Here is a 19,886-nt window from a genome sequence, read left to right as displayed (position 1 = left end):
TAAAATGGATTTTCAGGTTACTGGAACATATATTTGGTATTACTACATATGTCATAGACAAGTATGGCTTTTAGCTCATCAATTATTTCCTGATCAAGATAATGAAAATATTCGTATAGGTAGAATAATAAGTGAAAATACATATAACCGAGAAAAAAAAGAAATAGATTTAGGAAATGCAAAAATCGATTTAATAAAAACCAAAGGAGATAAAGTAATAGTAGGGGAAGTTAAAAAAAGTTCAAAATATATAGAAAGTGCAAAAAGACAACTGCAATTTTACCTTTTACAATTAAAAGAAATGGGTATAGAGGCTAAAGGAGAACTGCTATTTCCAGAAGAAAAAGACAAATTAGAAATAGAGTTAAAAGATGTTGATGAAAAGGAGATAAATAAAGCGATTACCAATATAAAAAAAATAGTAGCTGAAACAAAAGCTCCTTCAGCTAAAAAAATAAAACTTTGTTATAACTGTGCTTATAATGAATTTTGCTGGTCATAAAGGATGGTGATTACATCTTGAAAAAAACAATATATGTCTTTAATGATGGTGAATTCAAACGTAAAGATAATACCATATACTTTGATGGAGCAGAAGGTAAAAAATATATACCAGTAGAAGATGTTAAAGAAATAATAATATTTGGAGAAGTAAGTCTAAACAAAAGGTTTTTAGAATACCTAAGTCAAAAAGAAATAATACTTCATTTTCTAAATAATTATGGATATTATGTTGGTTCTTTTTATCCTAGAGAACATCTAAATTCCGGTTATATGATATTAAGACAGGCAGAATATTATCTAGATTATAATAAACGTATGAATATATCTAGGTTAATTGTTCAAGGGGCAGTATCTAATATGCTAGAAGTTTTAAAATACTATAATAACAGAGGTAAAGAAGTAAATGAACAAATAGAAAAAATAAATGCATTAGCAGATAACATAGAAGAATGTGATAAAACTGAAGTACTAATGGCATTAGAAGGTAATATAAGAGAAATATATTATTCTGCGTTCAATACCATAATAGATAAAAAAGATTTTGTTTTTGAAGGAAGAAATAGACGACCTCCACAAGATAGAATAAATGCCCTAATTAGCTTTGGAAACACCTTAGTCTATACAGCAGTATTAAGTGAAATCTATAAAACTCACCTAGACCCACGAATAGGGTTTTTACATACCACAAATTTTCGCAGATTTACTTTAAACCTAGATATTGCAGAAATATTTAAACCTATACTAGTTGACCGATTGATATTTTCATTATTAGCAAAAAACATGCTAAGGCAAACACATTTTGAAAAAAAACTAAATGGTATATTAATGAATGAAAAAGGAAGAAAGATATTTGTGGAAAATTGGGAAGAAAAACTAAGAACTACTATAAAACATAGAGATCTAGGTCGAGAAGTATCATATCGAAGAATTATACGAATGGAATTATACAAATTAGAAAAACATTTGATGGGCGAAAAAGATTTTACCCCATTTGTTTCAAGGTGGTGATATTATTTTTGTAATAATGGTATATGATGTAGGGCAAAAAAGAGTAAATAAAGTTTTAAAAACTTCACGCAAATATTTATACTGGGTCCAAAACTCTGTTTTAGAAGGAAATATCAATGAAAGCAGTTTTAAAAAATTAAAAATAGAATTAGCAAAAATAATTGATAAATAATATGATTCAGTAATATTTTATACCTTTAGAACAACAAAATACTCAGAACGGCAAATAATGGGAGTAGAAAAAGGAGGAGAAGACAACTTCCTCTAAAATTTGTCGTCGACCTCCAGTAGTGTAAAAAAACCCGGGGGTCGACGACAAATAAAAATCTTATAATATAGGGCTTTACAAAGAAAAATATAAATATTAGAATAAATTAACATGGAAAAGCAAAAATGCTAAAACCATGTATTTTTCTACACCCTAGTGGGTTTTTAGCGTACCTATAAGGAATTGAAACGACCAATAGTAGAAAAATGATTAGCCCAATAAACCCCGTTTTTAGCGTACCTATAAGGAATTGAAACAAATATATAGCTAAAGACATAGATAAATCAGTGAAAGGTTTTTAGCGTACCTATAAGGAATTGAAACGACGAAAACGGAGAAGTTTACCTTGACCAAGATAGGTGTTTTTAGCGTACCTATAAGGAATTGAAACATCTATATTCTGCGGTTGCTTCTCCCGTTTTGTAAGTTTTTAGCGTACCTATAAGGAATTGAAACTTCCTCCTATCCTCGCACTTTTTTAAGTGCTAAAAGTTTTTAGCGTACCTATAAGGAATTGAAACTCAGTGCTCTTTACTATTTCAAATTGCGCGCCAGGTTTTTAGCGTACCTATAAGGAATTGAAACCAAAATCTTGATGTGCTCCTATGTCACCTGTATTATGTTTTTAGCGTACCTATAAGGAATTGAAACTACCAGAACTACATTCGGATCAACAAGCATGGCATAGTTTTTAGCGTACCTATAAGGAATTGAAACCCCAATTTATTAATTTCATTAAAATCATCCTTTCATGTTTTTAGCGTACCTATAAGGAATTGAAACATAATCCGTGCTGCAAGAGTTACCTCACAGCACGTGTTTTTAGCGTACCTATAAGGAATTGAAACTCTTTGCCCACTCAGGAACTCTTTGAATGGGTTGGTGTTTTTAGCGTACCTATAAGGAATTGAAACTTTGAAGTGCTATTAAATGCCCTTGTAGTTTTCCGGTTTTTAGCGTACCTATAAGGAATTGAAACTTAATTCTCTTTTGCCAATTTTAACTACTTGTTTTAAGTTTTTAGCGTACCTATAAGGAATTGAAACTTATAAATGGTTACGTGAGAAAAAGGTTGTACCAACGGTTTTTAGCGTACCTATAAGGAATTGAAACGACTCATAATCCAGTAGAGAACGGAAACCAAGCAACGTTTTTAGCGTACCTATAAGGAATTGAAACTACGTTTCGGCATCAATTTCGAACTCGTCTCCTTCGTTTTTAGCGTACCTATAAGGAATTTATATTAATGTCATGTCTAATACCAATATTTTCAACAACTTTTTATACTTCTCATATTAAAAAATCTCCTTCGTAATAGTTGTGTCCTTTTCTATAAAAATAAAAAAAATTATTATAGATATAACATAAAAATAAAGGATGCAAGCACTCATTAAAAATAATTTTATTCTTTCAATTAAATACAACCCCATGTTTTTTAAGTAGCCTACCCATCAGGTCTTATTTTTTCTGTTTATTAAAAAATGAAAGGAGCAAACTATGAGATTTGAAGATAATAATCTGGAAAAAACTAATTTATATAGGATTCTAAATAGGAAAGAACAAATTAGGGACATTTGGCTAAAAGAAGTATCAGAAAACTATCAAACAAAAAATGCCTATATTAAAGCACCTTTTATTACTATAGATAAAAAATGGTCTGAGCATATTTGGGTATTAATAGATGAAATAGATTATAAAAGAGAATGTATTATTGGAAGATTAGCAAACATCCCTAAACTTATAACCTATTATGATATGAAAGATATTGTAGAAATACCATTTGGACATGTAGAAGACTATTTAATACAAGATTAATATAAAACTAATACAAAAAGAAGGTGTGATGATTGGATAAGTGGAACGCAATTCTAAAAGCAATAAAATTAATGATCTTAGGTATACTCATAATATTCTTTATTAATCAAATTGTTAGCTTTATATCAAGCATTTTTGCAATGAATCATATTTTGGGAATTGTTTCAACTGTTATAATAATAGCTTTATTTACAATATTGATTATATATATTGCATCTATATGGCGACAAATGCCAGAAGTTTTACCACAACCACCATTACAAGATACTGAAGATTATAAAAACTACTTACAACTTATTGAAAACAGACTTATAGATAATGAAAATTTAAAAGAAATAGAATTTAATCTAGAAACTCATGAAAATGTAGATATAGCAATGAAAAAATTGGATGAATTAGCTGATGAAGAAATAAAAAAAACAGCTAAAAAAGTATTTTTATTTACTTCTATATCACAGTATGGAAAACTCGATGGCTTAGTTGTTTTTATTTTGCTCATTAAACTTACTACTAAAATTGCTCTTATATATAATCAAAAACCTTCTATAAAAGAATTGAAAAACTTATATATTAATGTTTTTGCTACTGTTTTAGTGGTAACAGAAATGGATGATATTGAAATAGTACAAACACAGTTAGAACCTTTTATGGAAAACTTCACAGAAGGTATATATGTAACAATAGCTGGCAGTGCAGGGTCTATTGGGGCTTTATTTGCTAATTCAGTTTTTCAAGGAGCTATAAATTCATTTTTGGTTATGCGTGTTGGTTTTATATCTAAACAGTATAGTATGCCATTAAAACAAGAAGAGAAGATTACCATATTAAAAGGTGCAACTGCTGAAGCCTCAAAGATGTTAGGGTCAATAATATCAAATTCTATAAAATCTGTAGCTACACTCTTTTATAAAAATACAACTAAAGTGACATCTGATTTTGTTTATTCTAGCTATGATTCGTGTGTATCGGCTATGGGAAAAGTTAAGGATAAAGTAACTGATACATTTTCCTTTAATAAGAACAAACAATCCTCATAACAATTTAGGAAAAAAGTATTAGACTACTAGTACTTTTTGGCAGGATTTAGTGAAATTATGCAGAATCATGATGGTATTAGTCATATAATGGGCAGGTGATTTTATGATTGTTCTACAATCCTGTAGGTTACAAATAACATGTAATAATTTATCTCATAATACCAGTATAAATTAATTGATTAGTTTTTTATATACTTAGCATTAACCCATATACTTGCTTTTGTACTATTTATTACGACATTACATACTCGTAAAACACTTAGGTTTTATTAATAGTTATGCCTTAGGACAGTTCATTCTTTTTACTGTACTTCAATATAAATATAACTTTTTATTTATATAAGGCACATTATTGTCAAAGTTACTGGAAATATAAGCCATGATATAAAATAAAGAGGTAATTAAACATTATATACAGTAAACTTAAAAAATATTAGAAATAAACGAAAGGAGTGAAGTGCTTGTATTGTATTGATTGGTTTAAATTAAAGCGTGATGGAATTATCGAAAAAATAGCTAAGGAAAAGCAAATACCAAATGAAGCAATTAAATGGCAAGATCCATTGACAAAAACAAACTATTACTTGAAAAAAGAAGATTTAAAAATAATTAAAGATGAAATAAAGCAATATTTTTCAAACTATATTAAGTCTAATTCCTTGCATAAGGGTTATAAAGATTTAATCAATAATCAAAATACTAAGCTTGAATTAATTAATTTGATACTAGATGTTCCTGCACAAGCTTTAGAACCAGAACGAGCAAAAGGTATATTTTGGCCATGGATTGATTGGATACAAATTAGAATAGGTTTAGTTTATGCTCTATTAAACAAGTCGGATAGAGAGCAATGGGACGAAAAAATAAGAGATTTTTTATTAAGTGATTGTTTGGGAGAACTAGGTGATTTTGCAAATAAAGATAATAACTTAGTACAGATGACCTCATTAGTTGATAACTGTATTACAGGAAAAAGTGAAAGCAAAAACCTTCTTCATGAGGTTGATATAGTTAAATATAGTGCAGTAAAAGTTAAAGAGTATTTTTTAGAAACAAATAAATTGCCTAATATTCGAGGTGCTAGCCGGATACTAGATATTCTAAATCGTGAACGAATTCCACATCTAATCGGAAACCTCTTTGTTCCTGAGTCTGTAGTTTATGCTGGTGGTGGAAGTGTTTTAGCAATTGTCCCTGCCGGGGAAGGAAAAAGGCTAACTCAAGAAATTGAAACTCTACACCGACAGGTTAGTGTTACAGCTCAGTGTAGTACAGCACATATTACAATTAATATTGCTATGTTGTGGTTAGGGGAAAAATATAGAAGAACCCTTGCAAAATTAGAAGAACAACTAAAACGAAGACAGAGGATTAAAATACCTATTATTCATCACGACAACAACTTAAATGATATTAATGCAGGATTAAGTGATGAAAATGATAAAATTACTGATTCTTATAGTTTTTGTAAAGATGATACATTATGTTCTCACTGTAATATGCGCAAAGCATATAAGAAAAGATTATTAGATGAAGAAGAATATCTTTGCTCATCATGTTATCATCGAGTATTAGCTGGTGCCCATCTAGGTAGAAAAAGTTATTATAAGGAATATTTTTACTATTGTGAACTGAACTCTATACCAAAACCAAAAGAATTGAACTTACCACAGCATTTAGAAGGTTTAGCTAAGCAAGATTCTAATAATAATCATATTGCATTAATATATGCTGATGGTAATAACATGGGACAAATTGTAATGTCTCTAGATAATTTAGTAGCTAGTAAAACATTTAGTGATAAGACAGAAAAAGTCACTAAAGAAGCTGTATATAAAGCATTGAGTTTAGTTATGCCAGATTTAAAAGCTGAGATAATAGCTTTGGGCGGAGACGATGTTTTAATGTATGTACCTGCATCTCGAGCAATCTCCTTAACTGTTCAAATGGGCAAATTCTTTGATGATAGCTTTCGGAACCTTTCCTCAGATAAAGAAGCTATCACCCTTTCTGCTGGTGTGGTTATAGCTAGATATAATTTCCCACTTATTCACATGTTTGATAACTGTAAGGCTTTACTTAAAAATGCTAAAAAACGATCACAAGTATTACGAGAAAAGGAAAAGAAAAATGGCACTTTAGATTTAATGGTTATTGAATCTAGTGGTAGCTTCACTGATGATATTCTTTCACTTCGCAAAGAAAAAGCAAATTTACTTAAAAGTAATGGCTTAATGCCACTTACTTGGCTAGAAACAGAAGCACTTACTGATGCAATTCATATACTATCTGAAACTAATGATGAGGCAAAGAGTAAAAAATCTTTGATATACAGATTTATGCAGGCACAACTCCAAATGACTCGCGAAGAATTTAAACTTTATTATTTATATAATGTATGGAGATTAAAGAATAAGGAAAGAGAACGTATAGTTAGTGCATTAAATAAAATACAAATAGGTTTTAACTTCATTAGTGATGAACCATTTTTCAAAAAAGGAATGAAAGATGAAATTCTATATACACCTTGGAGTGATATGTTAGAAATATGGAGTTATACAGAAGATAGCCCGAAAGTAGGTGATGAGAAAAATGCCAACTAGATTAAAAGTAGAGCTTGAAGCTAGGTTTGATTCAGCATATAGTATTAGTTCTGGTACAGGTTTGGCTGGGATTATGGATTCTTATGTTTTAAGGGATGCTAGAAATATTCCATTTGTTCCTGGGACAACTATAAAAGGTAGAATGAGGTATAATACCACTATAATGGCTAGAGCTTTAGATATTGAGGTTTGCAATAATGATGTCAATGGTAATGAACCCTGCAAAAATTGTATAGTCTGCGCATATTTTGGAGCAGCAGGAAACACATATCCGGGGGCTTTATATTTTGATAATTTATATCCTGTTTTAGATAACATGTCTGAAAGCTATATTGCTTCCTTAATGATGCCTAGAAGGGGTGTTACTATAGAGCGACAAAGGGGTGTAGCTGGTAATAAACTCTTATTTAATCAAGAGGTATTTTCACCTAGTGAGGCTATAGCTTTTGCCGGTAGTTTTGAAGGTTCATTGAGATTAAATACTGTCAGTATAGATCAGCAAATTAACTTACTCCGTTTATCTATTGAACATATAAGAACGCTAGGAGGAAATCAAACTAGGGGTTTAGGTTGGGTAAATATAACTCCTAGATTTTTTGTGAATGAAAAAGAATATGAAATAAATGATATCAGTGAAGGGGGAAGTGCATGATGAAAGTCAAGATTATTTTCGAAGCATTATCCCCTTTGCTAGCTGGTGGTCGCAAACAAAATAACAACTATATCCGTTCTTTAGAATATATTCCGGGTAATGTTGTGCGTGCTTCATTAGTACAGCATATTCTTGATAATTGTATAGCGTTAGATTATGAAGATAATACATTTACTAATATTTTAGAATTTAAAAATAGTGAGTATTGTAAAAAATGCACATATATTTCATGGTGTAAAAACTTTGACCAAATAAAATTGACTAATATTAAAGCAAAAGGATGTAGTCCTTGGTCTAAAACAAGTTTGCTGTGTAAGTATAACAGTAGTCATCGCCCAGTTGATTTATTGCATAAAAGCTTAAATGCAACTCAAGCTGAAAAACTAGTATGTCCAGACTGTTCTGAAAGGTTAGAAAGCCCACCAACAAAGTTTAAAAATGAAAAAAACACACCTCAATCGTTCAAACGACAACTGATTACAAAAGGTGGTATTGATGCTACAACAGGCACTAATGCACAAGGACGTTTGTATTCCATTGATACAATAGCTGATTGGCAAAGTATAGAACAAAGATTATTAATGGAAACAACATGGGATATACCAGAAAATATTGCTTTAAATGAACAGAGTTTAAAAATTCCTTTTGATGTTTTAAGGTTTGGAGCATATACACGTGCTGGATTAGGTAAATGTAGAATTATTGATTATTATACTGATAACACTGATGTAATTAGCAATTTAAAAGAGAGAATAAATGCTTTTAATAAAAAAATTACAAAGAAATCAAAAGATAAAATATATTTAAGTCTAGATTTGCAAAGTGATGCAGATTTAAACCTAGACCAATATATTACTACTGATAAATATTATAGTAATAATGAATATATGCAAGCTATAAAGAACTCTATTAAGGAGTCATTAAACCTTATAGAAATAGATGAAGAATTTGAACTAATAGATTTTATTGGAGAATATGAAATACGCCGAGGTTGGGATACTCGTATGGGTACAGCAGAAAAAATGATTGCACCAGTTATTTGGACATTAGCAGGTAGTGTTATAGTTTTAGCATTTAATAAAGAATTAGTTGATGGTTCCTTTATTAATAAGCTAGTAAATTTAGAGTCGAATGGCATAGGCAAAAACACAGAAAATGGTTGTGGGGAAATAATAATATGTAATGATTTTCATGTTAAGTATTCAGTAGGGAGGGATTAATTGTAATGTTAGTTAATGAAATTAAACAAAAACAACTAGAACAACAAATAATAGATGAGCAAAGTGAATTTTTACTAAAATTATGTGAAGAGTTTTTTAATACTTCTGGAATCGATAACATTATAAAAGGTAGAGGATTTGGAATAACACAACTCCGAACATTACTAGAAGCATCATTACAAATGACAGTAGCGTTAGAGTTAAAGGCTTATATTTTTTATAAAATTGGAAGAGATAAAAATTCAGGTTGGGCAAAAGTGTGTGGTAGTGAGAATAAAGTAATGGGTGAAGTACTGTGGTCAAAAATAGAAAAAATTATTACTCAGGTTGAAAAAATAGATTTACCAGAAGAAATAAATAAAAAAAATATAGAAAATCAACTAATCCAACGCTTTTTGGGCTATGTTTATTGGCAGGGTTCTTATGTTGTTAATTCAGATAATAATCGTCAACAAGGGAAAAAAGAATCTAATCCAAAAGGCAGAGGAGGTAAACGATAATGGGTGAAAATATACACTATTTGCTAAATCAATTCCACAATCGATATAAGATTACTGCTTACCTAGTGTGTGATACGGCATTACATATTGGTGGAGATGAGACTGGTTTTCGTCCTAGTATTAGTGATAGTCCAGTAATAAAGGATAGCTTACAACGTCCCTTGATCCCAGCATCTTCTTTAAAAGGTAGTTGGCGTTCATTTATGGAAAGAATTATAAATGCTAATTGGGGTAAACCTGATGGGGCAGATGCATGTGATATAGTTAAAAAACCTTGTTTGGAAAAATGGAAAGAAAATAACAAAAAAAGTCCTGAAGAAAATGCCTATGAGGTATATACAGGCCTTTGTCCTGTATGTAGATTGTTTGGAAATCACAACTATGCTGGAAAAGTAAAACTAAGAGACTTAACAGTTGATACTGAAAAATGGGTTGGTTTTTATGAAACACGTAATGGAGTAGTTATAGACCGAGATACTAAAACTGCATCATCAGGATTATTATATGACTTTGAAGCTGTACCTGCTGGAACTGTTTTTCATTTCGAGGCTATTGCAGATAATTTAGAAGATGATACATGGCATAACTTTTTGTTAGCTTTATTTGCTTTATCTAATGGAGATATTTCTTTAGGTGGGAAAAGCACACGTGGTCTAGGCAAAGTTCATTTAGAAGATATTGTTATTGCAAAAACATATATAGATGAGAATAATTCTGGAGTAAAAACTATAAAGGAAGAAAAACTTATATTTGAACACGAGCTTGCAAAGGTGGATATAAAGCCACTTGAATCTCAAACATACAATCGTGATGATTTACTTAAAGCAGTTGAGCAAATTGGTGCCAATGATATATCTATTGAACAACTACTACAAGTGTTGGAATCTAATGCTGGAAGGGAGAGATAAGCTTGTTTAAAGATCTGAAAAATGAAGCCATAATCTCATTTAATATAAAACCTGTTTCCCCTTTAGCTATACGAAGTGGTCAAGAAAATGTACTAGAGCCTAATCGTCCAGATATGCAATGTGTTAGATCTTTTTATGGAGGAAAAGAAAGTGTATATATTCCAGGAGCAAGTTTAAAAGGGGTAATCAGAACTCGTTGTGAACAAATAATTAATCTATTAGGGGGCGTAACCTGTAATGTTACTAATAGTTCCCAGTCTTGTTCAAATAAACAAAAAGAATTAAGTGATAATACTGCAAAAGAAAAATATGAAAACATGTGCCTTGCTTGCCAATTATTTGGTAGTACCTTAACTGCTTCTAGAATAGCTTTTCCTGATGCTTATCCAATAGGTGAAGTGATTACAGGCATAAAAAAAGGTGTAGGAATAAATCGCATTACAGGAGCTGCTCAACAGGGTGCTTTATATGACCAAGAAGTAGTAGAGAGTGCTGTTTTTAATGTTTCTATATTTTTGACTAATTATGAACTAAAACAATTAAAACTAAGTCTTTGGGCTATAAAAGATTTAGATGATGGATTATATGGAATTGGTGGTGGCACTACACGTGGAATGGGTAGAGTCACTGTATCAGATATTAAGATAAAAATCAGAGATTATCGTTCTAATAAAGAGGGTTTTTTACTAGGTAGAGAAAAGGAAGATATAGGAGGAAAATTAGACTATAAAAAAGAGGCTTATTATTTTACTTCTAATCTAAATGGCTGGGAAGAACTATTAGAAGAAGGCAGTCCTCTTTATGAAGTAGATGTAAGTAAAAGCCTAACAAAGGTAGGTGGGTAACATGAGTAAAGGTACCATTTTATCAGAAAAACCGTATGCATTTGTTCCACTACTTGAAAAAAAGGAAAGTGAAAAATACATAGGTCATAATAAAATACATCCAGACAGATATAGCGGCAAATTGTTTTTAAAAATGGAAACCTTAAGTCCAGTCCATGTTTCGCAGGGCAAATACCGATTTGAAGATAATAAAAATGATTTTACTGTTATGACTGCAGAGTTAAATAATAGAGTTTATATTCCCGGTTCCGGCATTAAGGGGGCTATTCGCAGTATTACAGAATCAGTATCATATTCATGTGCTCCTCAACCACCAAAAAGGTTTTTAAATCAAGCTTTACCATCTAGTAATAGATTTGTATGCCAAAAACAAGATGCCTGTGTAAGTTGTAGATTATTTGGTTTTAGCTCACGAGATGTATCTTATAAAGGGCAAATTATTTTTGAAGATTTTTCACCTATTGAAGAAGTGAAGTTAGAAACCAGATTATTACCACAATTACAAAGCCCTTTTAAAAAGGACTATCCAAAAAATAGATTACGTCCCTTTCCCGAAAATGGCTATGGAAATGAAAGGTTATATTATTGTCAAGTATGTAATGATTTTGATAAATGCAATACTTGTACCAAAGAAGAATATTTAGAAAAACTAAAATTATTAAATAATAACTCCCGAAACTACCGATTCCGGGGTAGGAAGTTTTATTATCATTCTAAAGAAACAGAAGAAAGAAAAAATGGTATTCCTCATGAATTCATACCTGCGGGAACAACACTTGTTGGTAGTGTAATAATAAATAATTTAAGTTATGAAGAACTGTCTTTATTAGCTTTCTCTTTTGGACTAGATAAAGCTATAACCCCCAAAATAGGTTATGGTAAACCAGCTTATTTTGGTAGTGTTAGATTTTCTTTTGAAAAGTATGAAGATATTAAAAGTCGTTATGGTTTAAAGAAAGAAGAGCTTGATTTTACAACACTTGCTAAAGAATATAGAGAAAAAGCTCCTAAAGATATAAAAACAAATATTAATATATTAAGTAATATATTAAACTGGGATAATCCTGCTGGTAATCCTTGGCCTATACGTGATGGAAATAAAACATATTAAGGGGGAGATTAATTTTGCAAAATATAAAAATGTTAAAATTAGCTGAAAAAGTAATCTCTACTCCTGGATTTGGTACTTTTATAGACCAAAGAGGCAGAGAAAACAACATTGGCAATGGTGTTTTTCAAAATATAAATACTATATTAATGCAATTAAAAAGAGAAAACCCTGACGGTATTGAAGAATCAGAAATAATAAAAACATTACAAACTATACCACAATCCCATTTAATAAAAGCTAGTAGAGGCTCTAAAGAACAATATGAAACTGTTTTAGAAATGGGTTTTGGTTTAAGTAAAAAGAAAAAAACTTTAAGAAAAGAGCTACAAGGTGCAAGTATAAGTGAATTAAGCTACTACAGTGGTTGGTTAGCACGCTTAGCACAAGAGAATACAATCCCTTTATATAATAAGGTACAAATAGAAAAAAATAATAAAACTAATAATAATCATAACAATGAATCATCTGGAACATTAAACCAAGCAAATTTTGACAAACTCAAAGCCCTAAAAGAAAAAATGGAACGAAAATAGAAAAACAGGGGTGGAGAATAATGAAGTTAATTAGTTTATTAGGAACTACAGATTATAAGAAAACTGTATACGAGTTTGACGGAATAAGTGTAGAAACTTCCTTTTTTCAAAAAGCTATAATCGAAGCCAAAAAACCTACTGAAGTAATTGTTTTTCTAACTAATCGAGCATATGAAAAGAATTGGGAATTGTTAATAGAAAATCTTGATACCAATATACCAATAAAACCAGTTATAATACCAGAAGGGCAAAATGAAGAAGAGTATTGGGAAATCTTTTCTATATTTATAAATGAAATAAGTGAAAATGAGGAGCTAGTATTTGATATAACTAACTCATTCCGTTCTATACCTATGATAATAGCCTTACTTATAGCTTATGTAAGAGCAGTTAAGAATTGTACTGTTAATGGAGTTTATTATGGAGCTTTTGAAAAAGGGGTTCCAGTAACTCCTGCTGTAGATTTGAGTATATTTGCAGATTTATTAGAATGGATAAAAGGTCTAGAAGATTTTATAAAATATGGTGATAGTAAAGTTATAGTAGAATTAATAAAAAGTATTGATTTGAAACAAAATAACGAGCCTATTACATATTTAAATGAATTAGCAGATAATTTACAAGAGATTGATCTCTGTCTACATTTTAGTAGGAGTAAGCAATTAAGTGATGCTTTAACTAAGTATAGTATCAATATAAAAAGCAATAGAACCGAAATCGAAACAGAAGTAAAAAAAAGGGCTAAACCCTTATATCCTATGTTAGCAAAAATAGAAAAAGATTTTTCTATGATGGTAGACAGTGATTTTGCTCAATGCTCTATAAACTTAATTGATTGGCTGTTAACACATGAGCAATATGCTCAAGCATTTAGTTATATGCGTGAACTTTATATATCAAAAATCTTAATAAAGATATATGGTTCTAGTGAAAATGAGATATATGACTTTAAAAAACGTGAAGAAATATCCAATAAACTAAGTGAAGAATTTAAAAAAAATAATAAAGAACCAAAAATAATTAGTTTATGGGGGAATTTAATAGATTATCGTAATGCTATAGCACATTGCGGGTTTAAAGACAGTTCTCCTAATTTTGATAAAAAATCTATAGAAAATATATTTGCTAGATTTAAATCAGTAATAAATGAAAATGGTAAAAACGATTGGAATAAATTAACCTCTATACTAACAGGTAAATCTCTATTAGAAACAGATAATAACAAACAGCCTCAAACAGATAACTTAAAAGATATTAATTTAAGTAAAGAAACAGACAAAACTATACTAATAAGTACATTAGGAACGTCTGACTATGGAGTAGCAACCTATGAATTTAAGAAAAAAGATGAGAATATTAGAGTGGAAACAAAGTTGTTTCAAAAGGTGGTAGTTCAGGCATTAAAACCTGATAAAACTATAATAATAGTTACTGAAGCTGCAAAAAGAATTCATAAAAAAGCACTAGAAGATGAATTAACCGAATACGATAGACTAAACTTTGTAGATATTCCCGATGGTCGTAATGAGGAAGAATTATGGGATATCTTTTTTAGTATTATTAATAATGTAGAAGATAATAGTAAGGTAATATTTGATATTACTCATGGTTTTCGTTCTATTCCTTTTATCAATTTAATTGCAATTTATTATTTAAAAGTTGTGAAAAATTGTGTTATAGAAGCAGTTTATTATGGAGCTTATGAAGCAAGAAAAGATAAAGATGGGGTAAAGATATCTCCTACATTTGACTTAACACGTTTTGTAACAATGCTAGATTGGATTCGAGGAATATATGATTTTATTGATTATGGTGACCAAAACTTATTAGCAAAACTAATAAATAATGAACATCAATTAGCATACCAGAGGAATAGTGACTTAACACCTAAAGTAATGAAAAAAGTTTCTAATAACTTAGAAAATATTAGTTCCTGTCTAAATTTTAATAATAGTGAAAAACTAAAGCAGGTTATGGGATTATATGAAAAAATTGACTACACTAAAATGAGTAGTGAAATAGAGCAATGGGCTAAACCATACATACCAATTTTAGAACGTTTTGAAAATGAATTTGAAAAGCTAAATGAAAATGAATTTGATAAACGCTATAGTTATCTGGTTGAATGGTTAATAAATCATTCTCAATATTGGCAAGCAGTGACAAATATGCATGAAGTGTTAATAACTAAACTGATTCTTAATAATCCAAATTATAGTGGTGAAGGCTATTTAATTGAAAAATACCGTGATAAATATAATGATCTATTAAATGAGCTAGTAAAAACAAACTCAAAGGATATAGAAATACTCGATTTCTGGAAACAATTAAAAGAACTGCGTAATGATATAACCCACTGTGGCTATAGAGAAAATCCATTTCTAGCTTCTTTAGATAAACAAGAAGAAATAAAAGAGTTACAAAAAAGATTTAATAATATAATATTTGAAAAAAACACAGACGATTGGAATAGTTTTTTAATTCTGCTGAACAAAGCTGAAAATGATATGCAGTTAAAATAGCATTATTTTTGTCGTCGACCTCCAGTAGTGTAAAAAACCCCGGGGGTCGACGACAAATAAAAATCTTATAATATAGGCTTTACAAAGAAAAATATAAATATTAGAATAAATTAACATGGAAAAGCAAATATGCTAAAACCATGTATTTTTCTACACCCTAGTGGGTTTTTAGCGTACCTATAAGGAATTGAAACTCATCCAAGGGGGGATGTGAAAAAAACTTGGACAAGTTTTTAGCGTACCTATAAGGAATTGAAACTAACGTTTCAAGTATTTTATAGCTGCTTTCTCCTGGTTTTTAGCGTACCTATAAGGAATTGAAACAGGTTGGCTTTAAATCGAGAACAAATGGAGTACAATCGTTTTTAGCGTACCTATAAGGAATTGAAACCTATCATGTTACAGCAAGCACGATTGACAAAAGCGTTTTTAGCGTACCTATAAGGAATTGAAATCCCAGTGGGGCATCGAACATTAATTGGGCTTGACTATATTTTTTAGTTTACCTATAAGGAGATAGACACTTTAAAAAGGGGGGTACAGATTGATACCCCCCCTCTATTCCTATGAAGCTTTTCTTTAAAACCTATCTAAATATCTTTATTTTCTAATTTGACAATCTTACTCATTCTCAAAAAATAAATCCTCCTTCGTAATAGATATGTCCTTTAAAAAGAAGCAAAACAAACGTATTATTAATATAGATTTTGAAAGAGATGAAAAAAATACTACCGTTAAATGTAACAACAAAAATTATGAAAGGATGTGAGAAAAAGATGTCAATAATATTAATGTTTATACATGCAATTAAAATAATATAAGGTTTAACTAAAAATAAGAAAGGAAGTGCAATATGGAAGTTTTTAACAACAATATAATGAACAAACAAATTAAAAAATTACTGTAGCCCGGCTGTTCAGTTTACAAACTAACAGACCGGGATTTTTTTATATTATAAATATATAGAAGGTTTTTAGTAATTTTTGGAGTATTAAACTAAAAAAAGAGAAGAGTTTATCACATGAAAAAATGAGGTAATAACATGGCTGATTTATTTGAAAAATACTATAGGTTAAGTCATACTAATGAAGAAATTATATTTCCTCCTACATATAAGGAAATTACTTGGTTAAAATATATGCTCAAACAAGAAGAAGCAAAAATATTTTTAGAAGAATCAACAATTTCAAAAATTAATAATAAATTAAATAATGTTGATGATTATATATTACCAGAACATGTTATCTTAAAAGGATTGCCAAAGGTTAAACCCGTAGATAAAACAATTTATCGATTATTATCTAAAGCTATTAGAAATAGAAATAGGTTAGAACTAAAGTATAGAAATAGAAATAAAGAAGAATTTTCAGGACTAGGAATACCATATAAACTAGAATTTTTTTATCCCAGAGGAGAATGGTATTTGCTTTGGTATAGAGAAACTGGAGATTATGCTCCTTTTATAATGCGAACACCATTAAATCTAATATCGGGAGTTGTATTATTAAAATGTTCAGAAGATGAATTCTTACAAAATGTTATTGTATTAGAAAATAAATTAGAACAAAGACGTTTGAAAATGGTTATAAAGATTCCAGCAGGACTTACAACAGAAAATATTAGATTATTTAATTCGTTTTCTTTTTTAGATACCCATGTATTTTGGCATGAAGATACTGAAGAGTTTTATTTAGAAACATATTACTACGATGAAGAAGAGGTTTATATTTTAGCTAAACTTAGAGAGTGGGGAACAAGGGTTATACTTATAGAACCAAAAGGTCTTAAAGAAAAACTCCAACATTCCTTAACCCAAGCTATTAATAGATATAATGATAATTTTGAAATAGAGGTGTAATTTAATGATTATTATAAATTTTTCACATCCCATGCATGATAAAGATATAAAAAGAATTGAAGAAATTACAAATATTAAAGTAACTGAGATAAGGGATATAGATACATTTATTGATATAGAAAAAAATTTAGAAGAGCAGTTGTTTTCTATAATAAAGGAAGTTGGATTTACATCACATCAGTGGCAAACAGAACCTTTCTTGATTAATCCACCTTCTTTAAATTATAGTACAGCAGCATTAATTTCTCTAATTCATGGACTTGCTGGACATTTTCCAGCTATAGTTCGTTTCAAACCAATTAGTAATGTTATTTCAACTAGTTTCGAAGTAGCAGAAATAATAAATCTACAACAGTTAAGAGAAAAAGCAAGACAGATCCGATAATCTAATATTAATAATACTAAAGTAAATTATGAATATCTTTTAAAAATTCGCTTGAAGCGAATTTTTTTTATTTCGTAATACTTGTGTCCTACTTTTAAATGTAATGTAAAGTAAAATAACTATATTGGCTTTATTCATTTTTAAAGGTTATGAAAAATAAGGGGAATTATGGAAGGAGTGAAGTAAAGATGAATAAAAGAAATTATTTGCTTAAAGAGAAAGATAATGCTGAACTAAGAATCGCCTGGAAAGAGGTTAAACATTATCAGAAAGCAAATAATCAAAAAGCAGTTGCAAAGACTCTTAAAAATATAATAGCAATTAACCCTAACAGTATATATCCTTATAATACATTAGGAGCAACCTATAGAAAACTTTATAAAAAAACTCGAGATAATACTTATTTAAAAAGAGCCATTATTGTTTATGAAAAAGTTTTAAGAATTAGAAAAAATCCTGTTTCACTTGTTGGTTTGGCTGCTGTTTATTGTGATTTAAGTAATGTAAGTACAGCAGAAGCATACTGCAATGAGATGATTAAATACTTTGGAAAAGATTCATATGTTATAAATGTAATGTCGCGTATTGCTTCACTTAATAATGAACCAGAACTAGCTTTGCAATTATATACACAAGCACAAGAATTTAAAAATTATGAAAAAATAGGATTAGAAATGACTGAATCTGGATTAGTGTTAGAAGGATTAAATAAATTAGTATTACTAAGCAAAGCAGAGAATGATGAGCAAAAAAAACAAAATACAAATAAACCTAATATAATTAATCAAAAAAGTAATACACCTATTAAAAAATCTATTGATGAGGAACTCTATTTAGAATCAGATTATTGGGAACAAGAGCATTGCGAAGAAGAATACCATGATGAAGAATTAGACGATTTAATTAAAGAGCTAAACTCAGATGAAAATTACAACTATTATCATGGAGATGATGACTGGGCTGACATAAGTGATGAAGATGATTATTTTAAATAAATGAAAACTAGTTTGTCTGATGAAGCAGATATTTCAAAATGTATTAATATATAACTCATAAAATTTGTCGTCGACCTCCAGTAGTGTAAAAAACCTCAGGGGTCGACGACAAATAAAAATCTTGTAATATAGGGCTTTACAAAGAAAAATATAAATATTAGAATAAATTAACATGGAAAAGCAAAAATGCTAAAACCATGTATTCTTCTTCACCCTAGTGGGTTTTTAGCGTACCTATAAGGAATTGAAACTCTAGCAACATCAGCTCGTGAAGTAGCTAGATATAGTTTTTAGCGTACCTATAAGGAATTGAAACTACACATGGATAATGAAGAAAGAATAGAGTTTGAATGTTTTTAGCGTACCTATAAGGAATTGAAACCATTTAGCACAGGTTTTAGATGTTATTACTTTGTAGTTTTTAGCGTACCTATAAGGAATTGAAACAAAAATAAAATACTTAAATTCAATGAACCGTGGAATAGTTTTTAGCGTACCTATAAGGAATTGAAACTTGTTTCCCTCCTTAACTGGCTTTACTACATTTCTTTGTTTTTAGCGTACCTATAAGGGATTAGCCCCTTTTAGAGGGATTTACATCAAAATATTAGTTTGCTTAAGATGAAAGTTTTGAGTATGAATTTATTAAGCTGAAGATATTAAATCTCAGCTTTTTCTTTTTCTGGTTTATCCTTCCATAAAAATTGGCTAATATTGTATAATGGTGTTAATTACCCAAAGGAGATTAGTGTAATGAATAATAGTTGTGTATTTTGCGATACAGAAGAAAAATTTTTAGAAAATGATTTAGCTTTTGCTATATATGATAAATACCCAGTTAATCCTGGTCACATGCTAATAATTCCTAAAAGACATGTTGCTGATTACTTTGATACTACAATAGAAGAAAGACAGGCTATAGATAAACTAATTATGGAAAGTAGAAAACTACTAGATGAAAAATATAAACCTGATGCATATAACATTGGAATTAATTGTGGCGAAGATGCAGGACAAACTATTTTTCATGTACACGTACACTTAATTCCAAGGTATAAAGGAGATTTAGATAATCCTACTGGTGGAGTTAGGGGAGTAATACCGGAGAAGAGGATATATTAA

Annotated in this window: 17 protein-coding genes, 1 pseudogene and 3 CRISPR repeat arrays; all 18 genes and pseudogenes read left to right on the top strand. The window is 29.7% G+C overall.

Annotated features, from left to right (window positions below):
• The first annotated feature begins 4 nt into the window (after positions 1-4).
• The 18 genes and pseudogenes from cas4 to SYNTR_RS05805 all read left to right on the top strand — a co-directional run bounded on the left by cas4 (position 5) and on the right by SYNTR_RS05805 (position 19,886).
• A complete protein-coding gene (cas4, locus tag SYNTR_RS05890) occupies positions 5-502 on the top strand; it encodes a CRISPR-associated protein Cas4 (protein ID WP_156203654.1) in 498 nt (165 codons plus the stop codon).
• A gap of 17 nt (positions 503-519) precedes the next feature.
• The gene (gene cas1b / locus SYNTR_RS05885; protein ID WP_156203653.1) at positions 520-1,512 is read left to right on the top strand and encodes a type I-B CRISPR-associated endonuclease Cas1b; all 993 of its coding nucleotides are present in this window, start codon (positions 520-522) and stop codon (positions 1,510-1,512) included.
• Positions 1,513-1,516: 4 nt separating this feature from the next.
• Positions 1,517-1,780 (top strand): annotated as a pseudogene (cas2, locus tag SYNTR_RS05880) (CRISPR-associated endonuclease Cas2).
• A 160-nt stretch (positions 1,781-1,940) separates the two neighbouring features.
• Positions 1,941-3,024: direct repeats of the CRISPR family, unit length 30 nt; unit sequence GTTTTTAGCGTACCTATAAGGAATTGAAAC.
• A gap of 253 nt (positions 3,025-3,277) precedes the next feature.
• Positions 3,278-3,595: a DUF2314 domain-containing protein gene (locus SYNTR_RS05875; RefSeq protein ID WP_156203652.1), complete on the top strand. Its 318-nt coding sequence runs from the start codon at positions 3,278-3,280 to the stop codon at positions 3,593-3,595.
• Between the two features lie 32 nt (positions 3,596-3,627).
• Entirely contained in the window at positions 3,628-4,632 is a 1,005-nt protein-coding gene (locus tag SYNTR_RS05870) for a DUF697 domain-containing protein (RefSeq protein WP_156203651.1), read from the top strand.
• A gap of 461 nt (positions 4,633-5,093) precedes the next feature.
• Positions 5,094-7,235, top strand: a complete 2,142-nt coding sequence (locus SYNTR_RS05865; RefSeq protein ID WP_156203650.1) for a Cas10/Cmr2 second palm domain-containing protein — start codon at positions 5,094-5,096, stop codon at positions 7,233-7,235.
• On the top strand, positions 7,225-7,887 hold the full coding sequence (locus tag SYNTR_RS05860) for an RAMP superfamily CRISPR-associated protein (protein ID WP_197079035.1): 663 nt from the start codon (positions 7,225-7,227) through the stop codon (positions 7,885-7,887). Before SYNTR_RS05865 ends, SYNTR_RS05860 begins: the two co-directional genes overlap by 11 nt.
• Complete coding sequence (locus SYNTR_RS05855; protein ID WP_156203648.1) at positions 7,884-9,107, top strand: hypothetical protein; 1,224 nt, start codon at positions 7,884-7,886, stop codon at positions 9,105-9,107. Before SYNTR_RS05860 ends, SYNTR_RS05855 begins: the two co-directional genes overlap by 4 nt.
• Before the next feature lie 5 nt (positions 9,108-9,112).
• Positions 9,113-9,607: a hypothetical protein gene (locus SYNTR_RS05850; protein ID WP_156203647.1), complete on the top strand. Its 495-nt coding sequence runs from the start codon at positions 9,113-9,115 to the stop codon at positions 9,605-9,607.
• Complete coding sequence (gene csx7 / locus SYNTR_RS05845) at positions 9,607-10,515, top strand: type III CRISPR-associated RAMP protein Csx7 (protein ID WP_156203646.1); 909 nt, start codon at positions 9,607-9,609, stop codon at positions 10,513-10,515. The genes SYNTR_RS05850 and csx7 (SYNTR_RS05845) overlap by 1 nt, the downstream gene beginning before the upstream one ends.
• A 2-nt stretch (positions 10,516-10,517) precedes the next feature.
• Complete coding sequence (gene csx7 / locus SYNTR_RS05840) at positions 10,518-11,360, top strand: type III CRISPR-associated RAMP protein Csx7 (protein ID WP_197079034.1); 843 nt, start codon at positions 10,518-10,520, stop codon at positions 11,358-11,360.
• A gap of 1 nt (position 11,361) precedes the next feature.
• Entirely contained in the window at positions 11,362-12,471 is a 1,110-nt protein-coding gene (locus tag SYNTR_RS05835; protein ID WP_156203644.1) for an RAMP superfamily CRISPR-associated protein, read from the top strand.
• A gap of 14 nt (positions 12,472-12,485) precedes the next feature.
• On the top strand, positions 12,486-13,004 hold the full coding sequence (locus SYNTR_RS05830; RefSeq protein WP_156203643.1) for a hypothetical protein: 519 nt from the start codon (positions 12,486-12,488) through the stop codon (positions 13,002-13,004).
• A gap of 20 nt (positions 13,005-13,024) precedes the next feature.
• Positions 13,025-15,526 (top strand): TIGR02221 family CRISPR-associated protein, encoded by a 2,502-nt coding sequence (gene csx2, locus SYNTR_RS05825; RefSeq protein WP_156203642.1) that lies wholly within the window; start codon positions 13,025-13,027, stop codon positions 15,524-15,526.
• Between the two features lie 164 nt (positions 15,527-15,690).
• A CRISPR array of direct repeats spans positions 15,691-15,981; the repeat unit is 30 nt; unit sequence GTTTTTAGCGTACCTATAAGGAATTGAAAC.
• Positions 15,982-16,568: 587 nt separating this feature from the next.
• The gene (locus SYNTR_RS05820) at positions 16,569-17,384 is read left to right on the top strand and encodes a WYL domain-containing protein (RefSeq protein ID WP_156203641.1); all 816 of its coding nucleotides are present in this window, start codon (positions 16,569-16,571) and stop codon (positions 17,382-17,384) included.
• A 4-nt stretch (positions 17,385-17,388) separates the two neighbouring features.
• Complete coding sequence (gene csx15 / locus SYNTR_RS05815) at positions 17,389-17,769, top strand: CRISPR-associated protein Csx15 (RefSeq protein WP_156203640.1); 381 nt, start codon at positions 17,389-17,391, stop codon at positions 17,767-17,769.
• A gap of 188 nt (positions 17,770-17,957) precedes the next feature.
• Positions 17,958-18,764 (top strand): tetratricopeptide repeat protein, encoded by an 807-nt coding sequence (locus SYNTR_RS05810; protein WP_156203639.1) that lies wholly within the window; start codon positions 17,958-17,960, stop codon positions 18,762-18,764.
• 221 nt (positions 18,765-18,985) lie between these two features.
• Positions 18,986-19,345: a CRISPR direct-repeat array (repeat unit 30 nt; unit sequence GTTTTTAGCGTACCTATAAGGAATTGAAAC).
• A 172-nt stretch (positions 19,346-19,517) separates the two neighbouring features.
• Complete coding sequence (locus tag SYNTR_RS05805) at positions 19,518-19,886, top strand: HIT family protein (protein ID WP_156203638.1); 369 nt, start codon at positions 19,518-19,520, stop codon at positions 19,884-19,886.

The organism is Candidatus Syntrophocurvum alkaliphilum, assembly GCF_009734445.1.
In the GTDB taxonomy this organism is placed as follows: Bacteria; Bacillota; Syntrophomonadia; order Syntrophomonadales; family Syntrophomonadaceae; genus Syntrophocurvum; species Syntrophocurvum alkaliphilum.
Note: the sequence above shows the minus strand (reverse complement) of the source record. Positions and strands in the feature narration are given on the sequence as shown.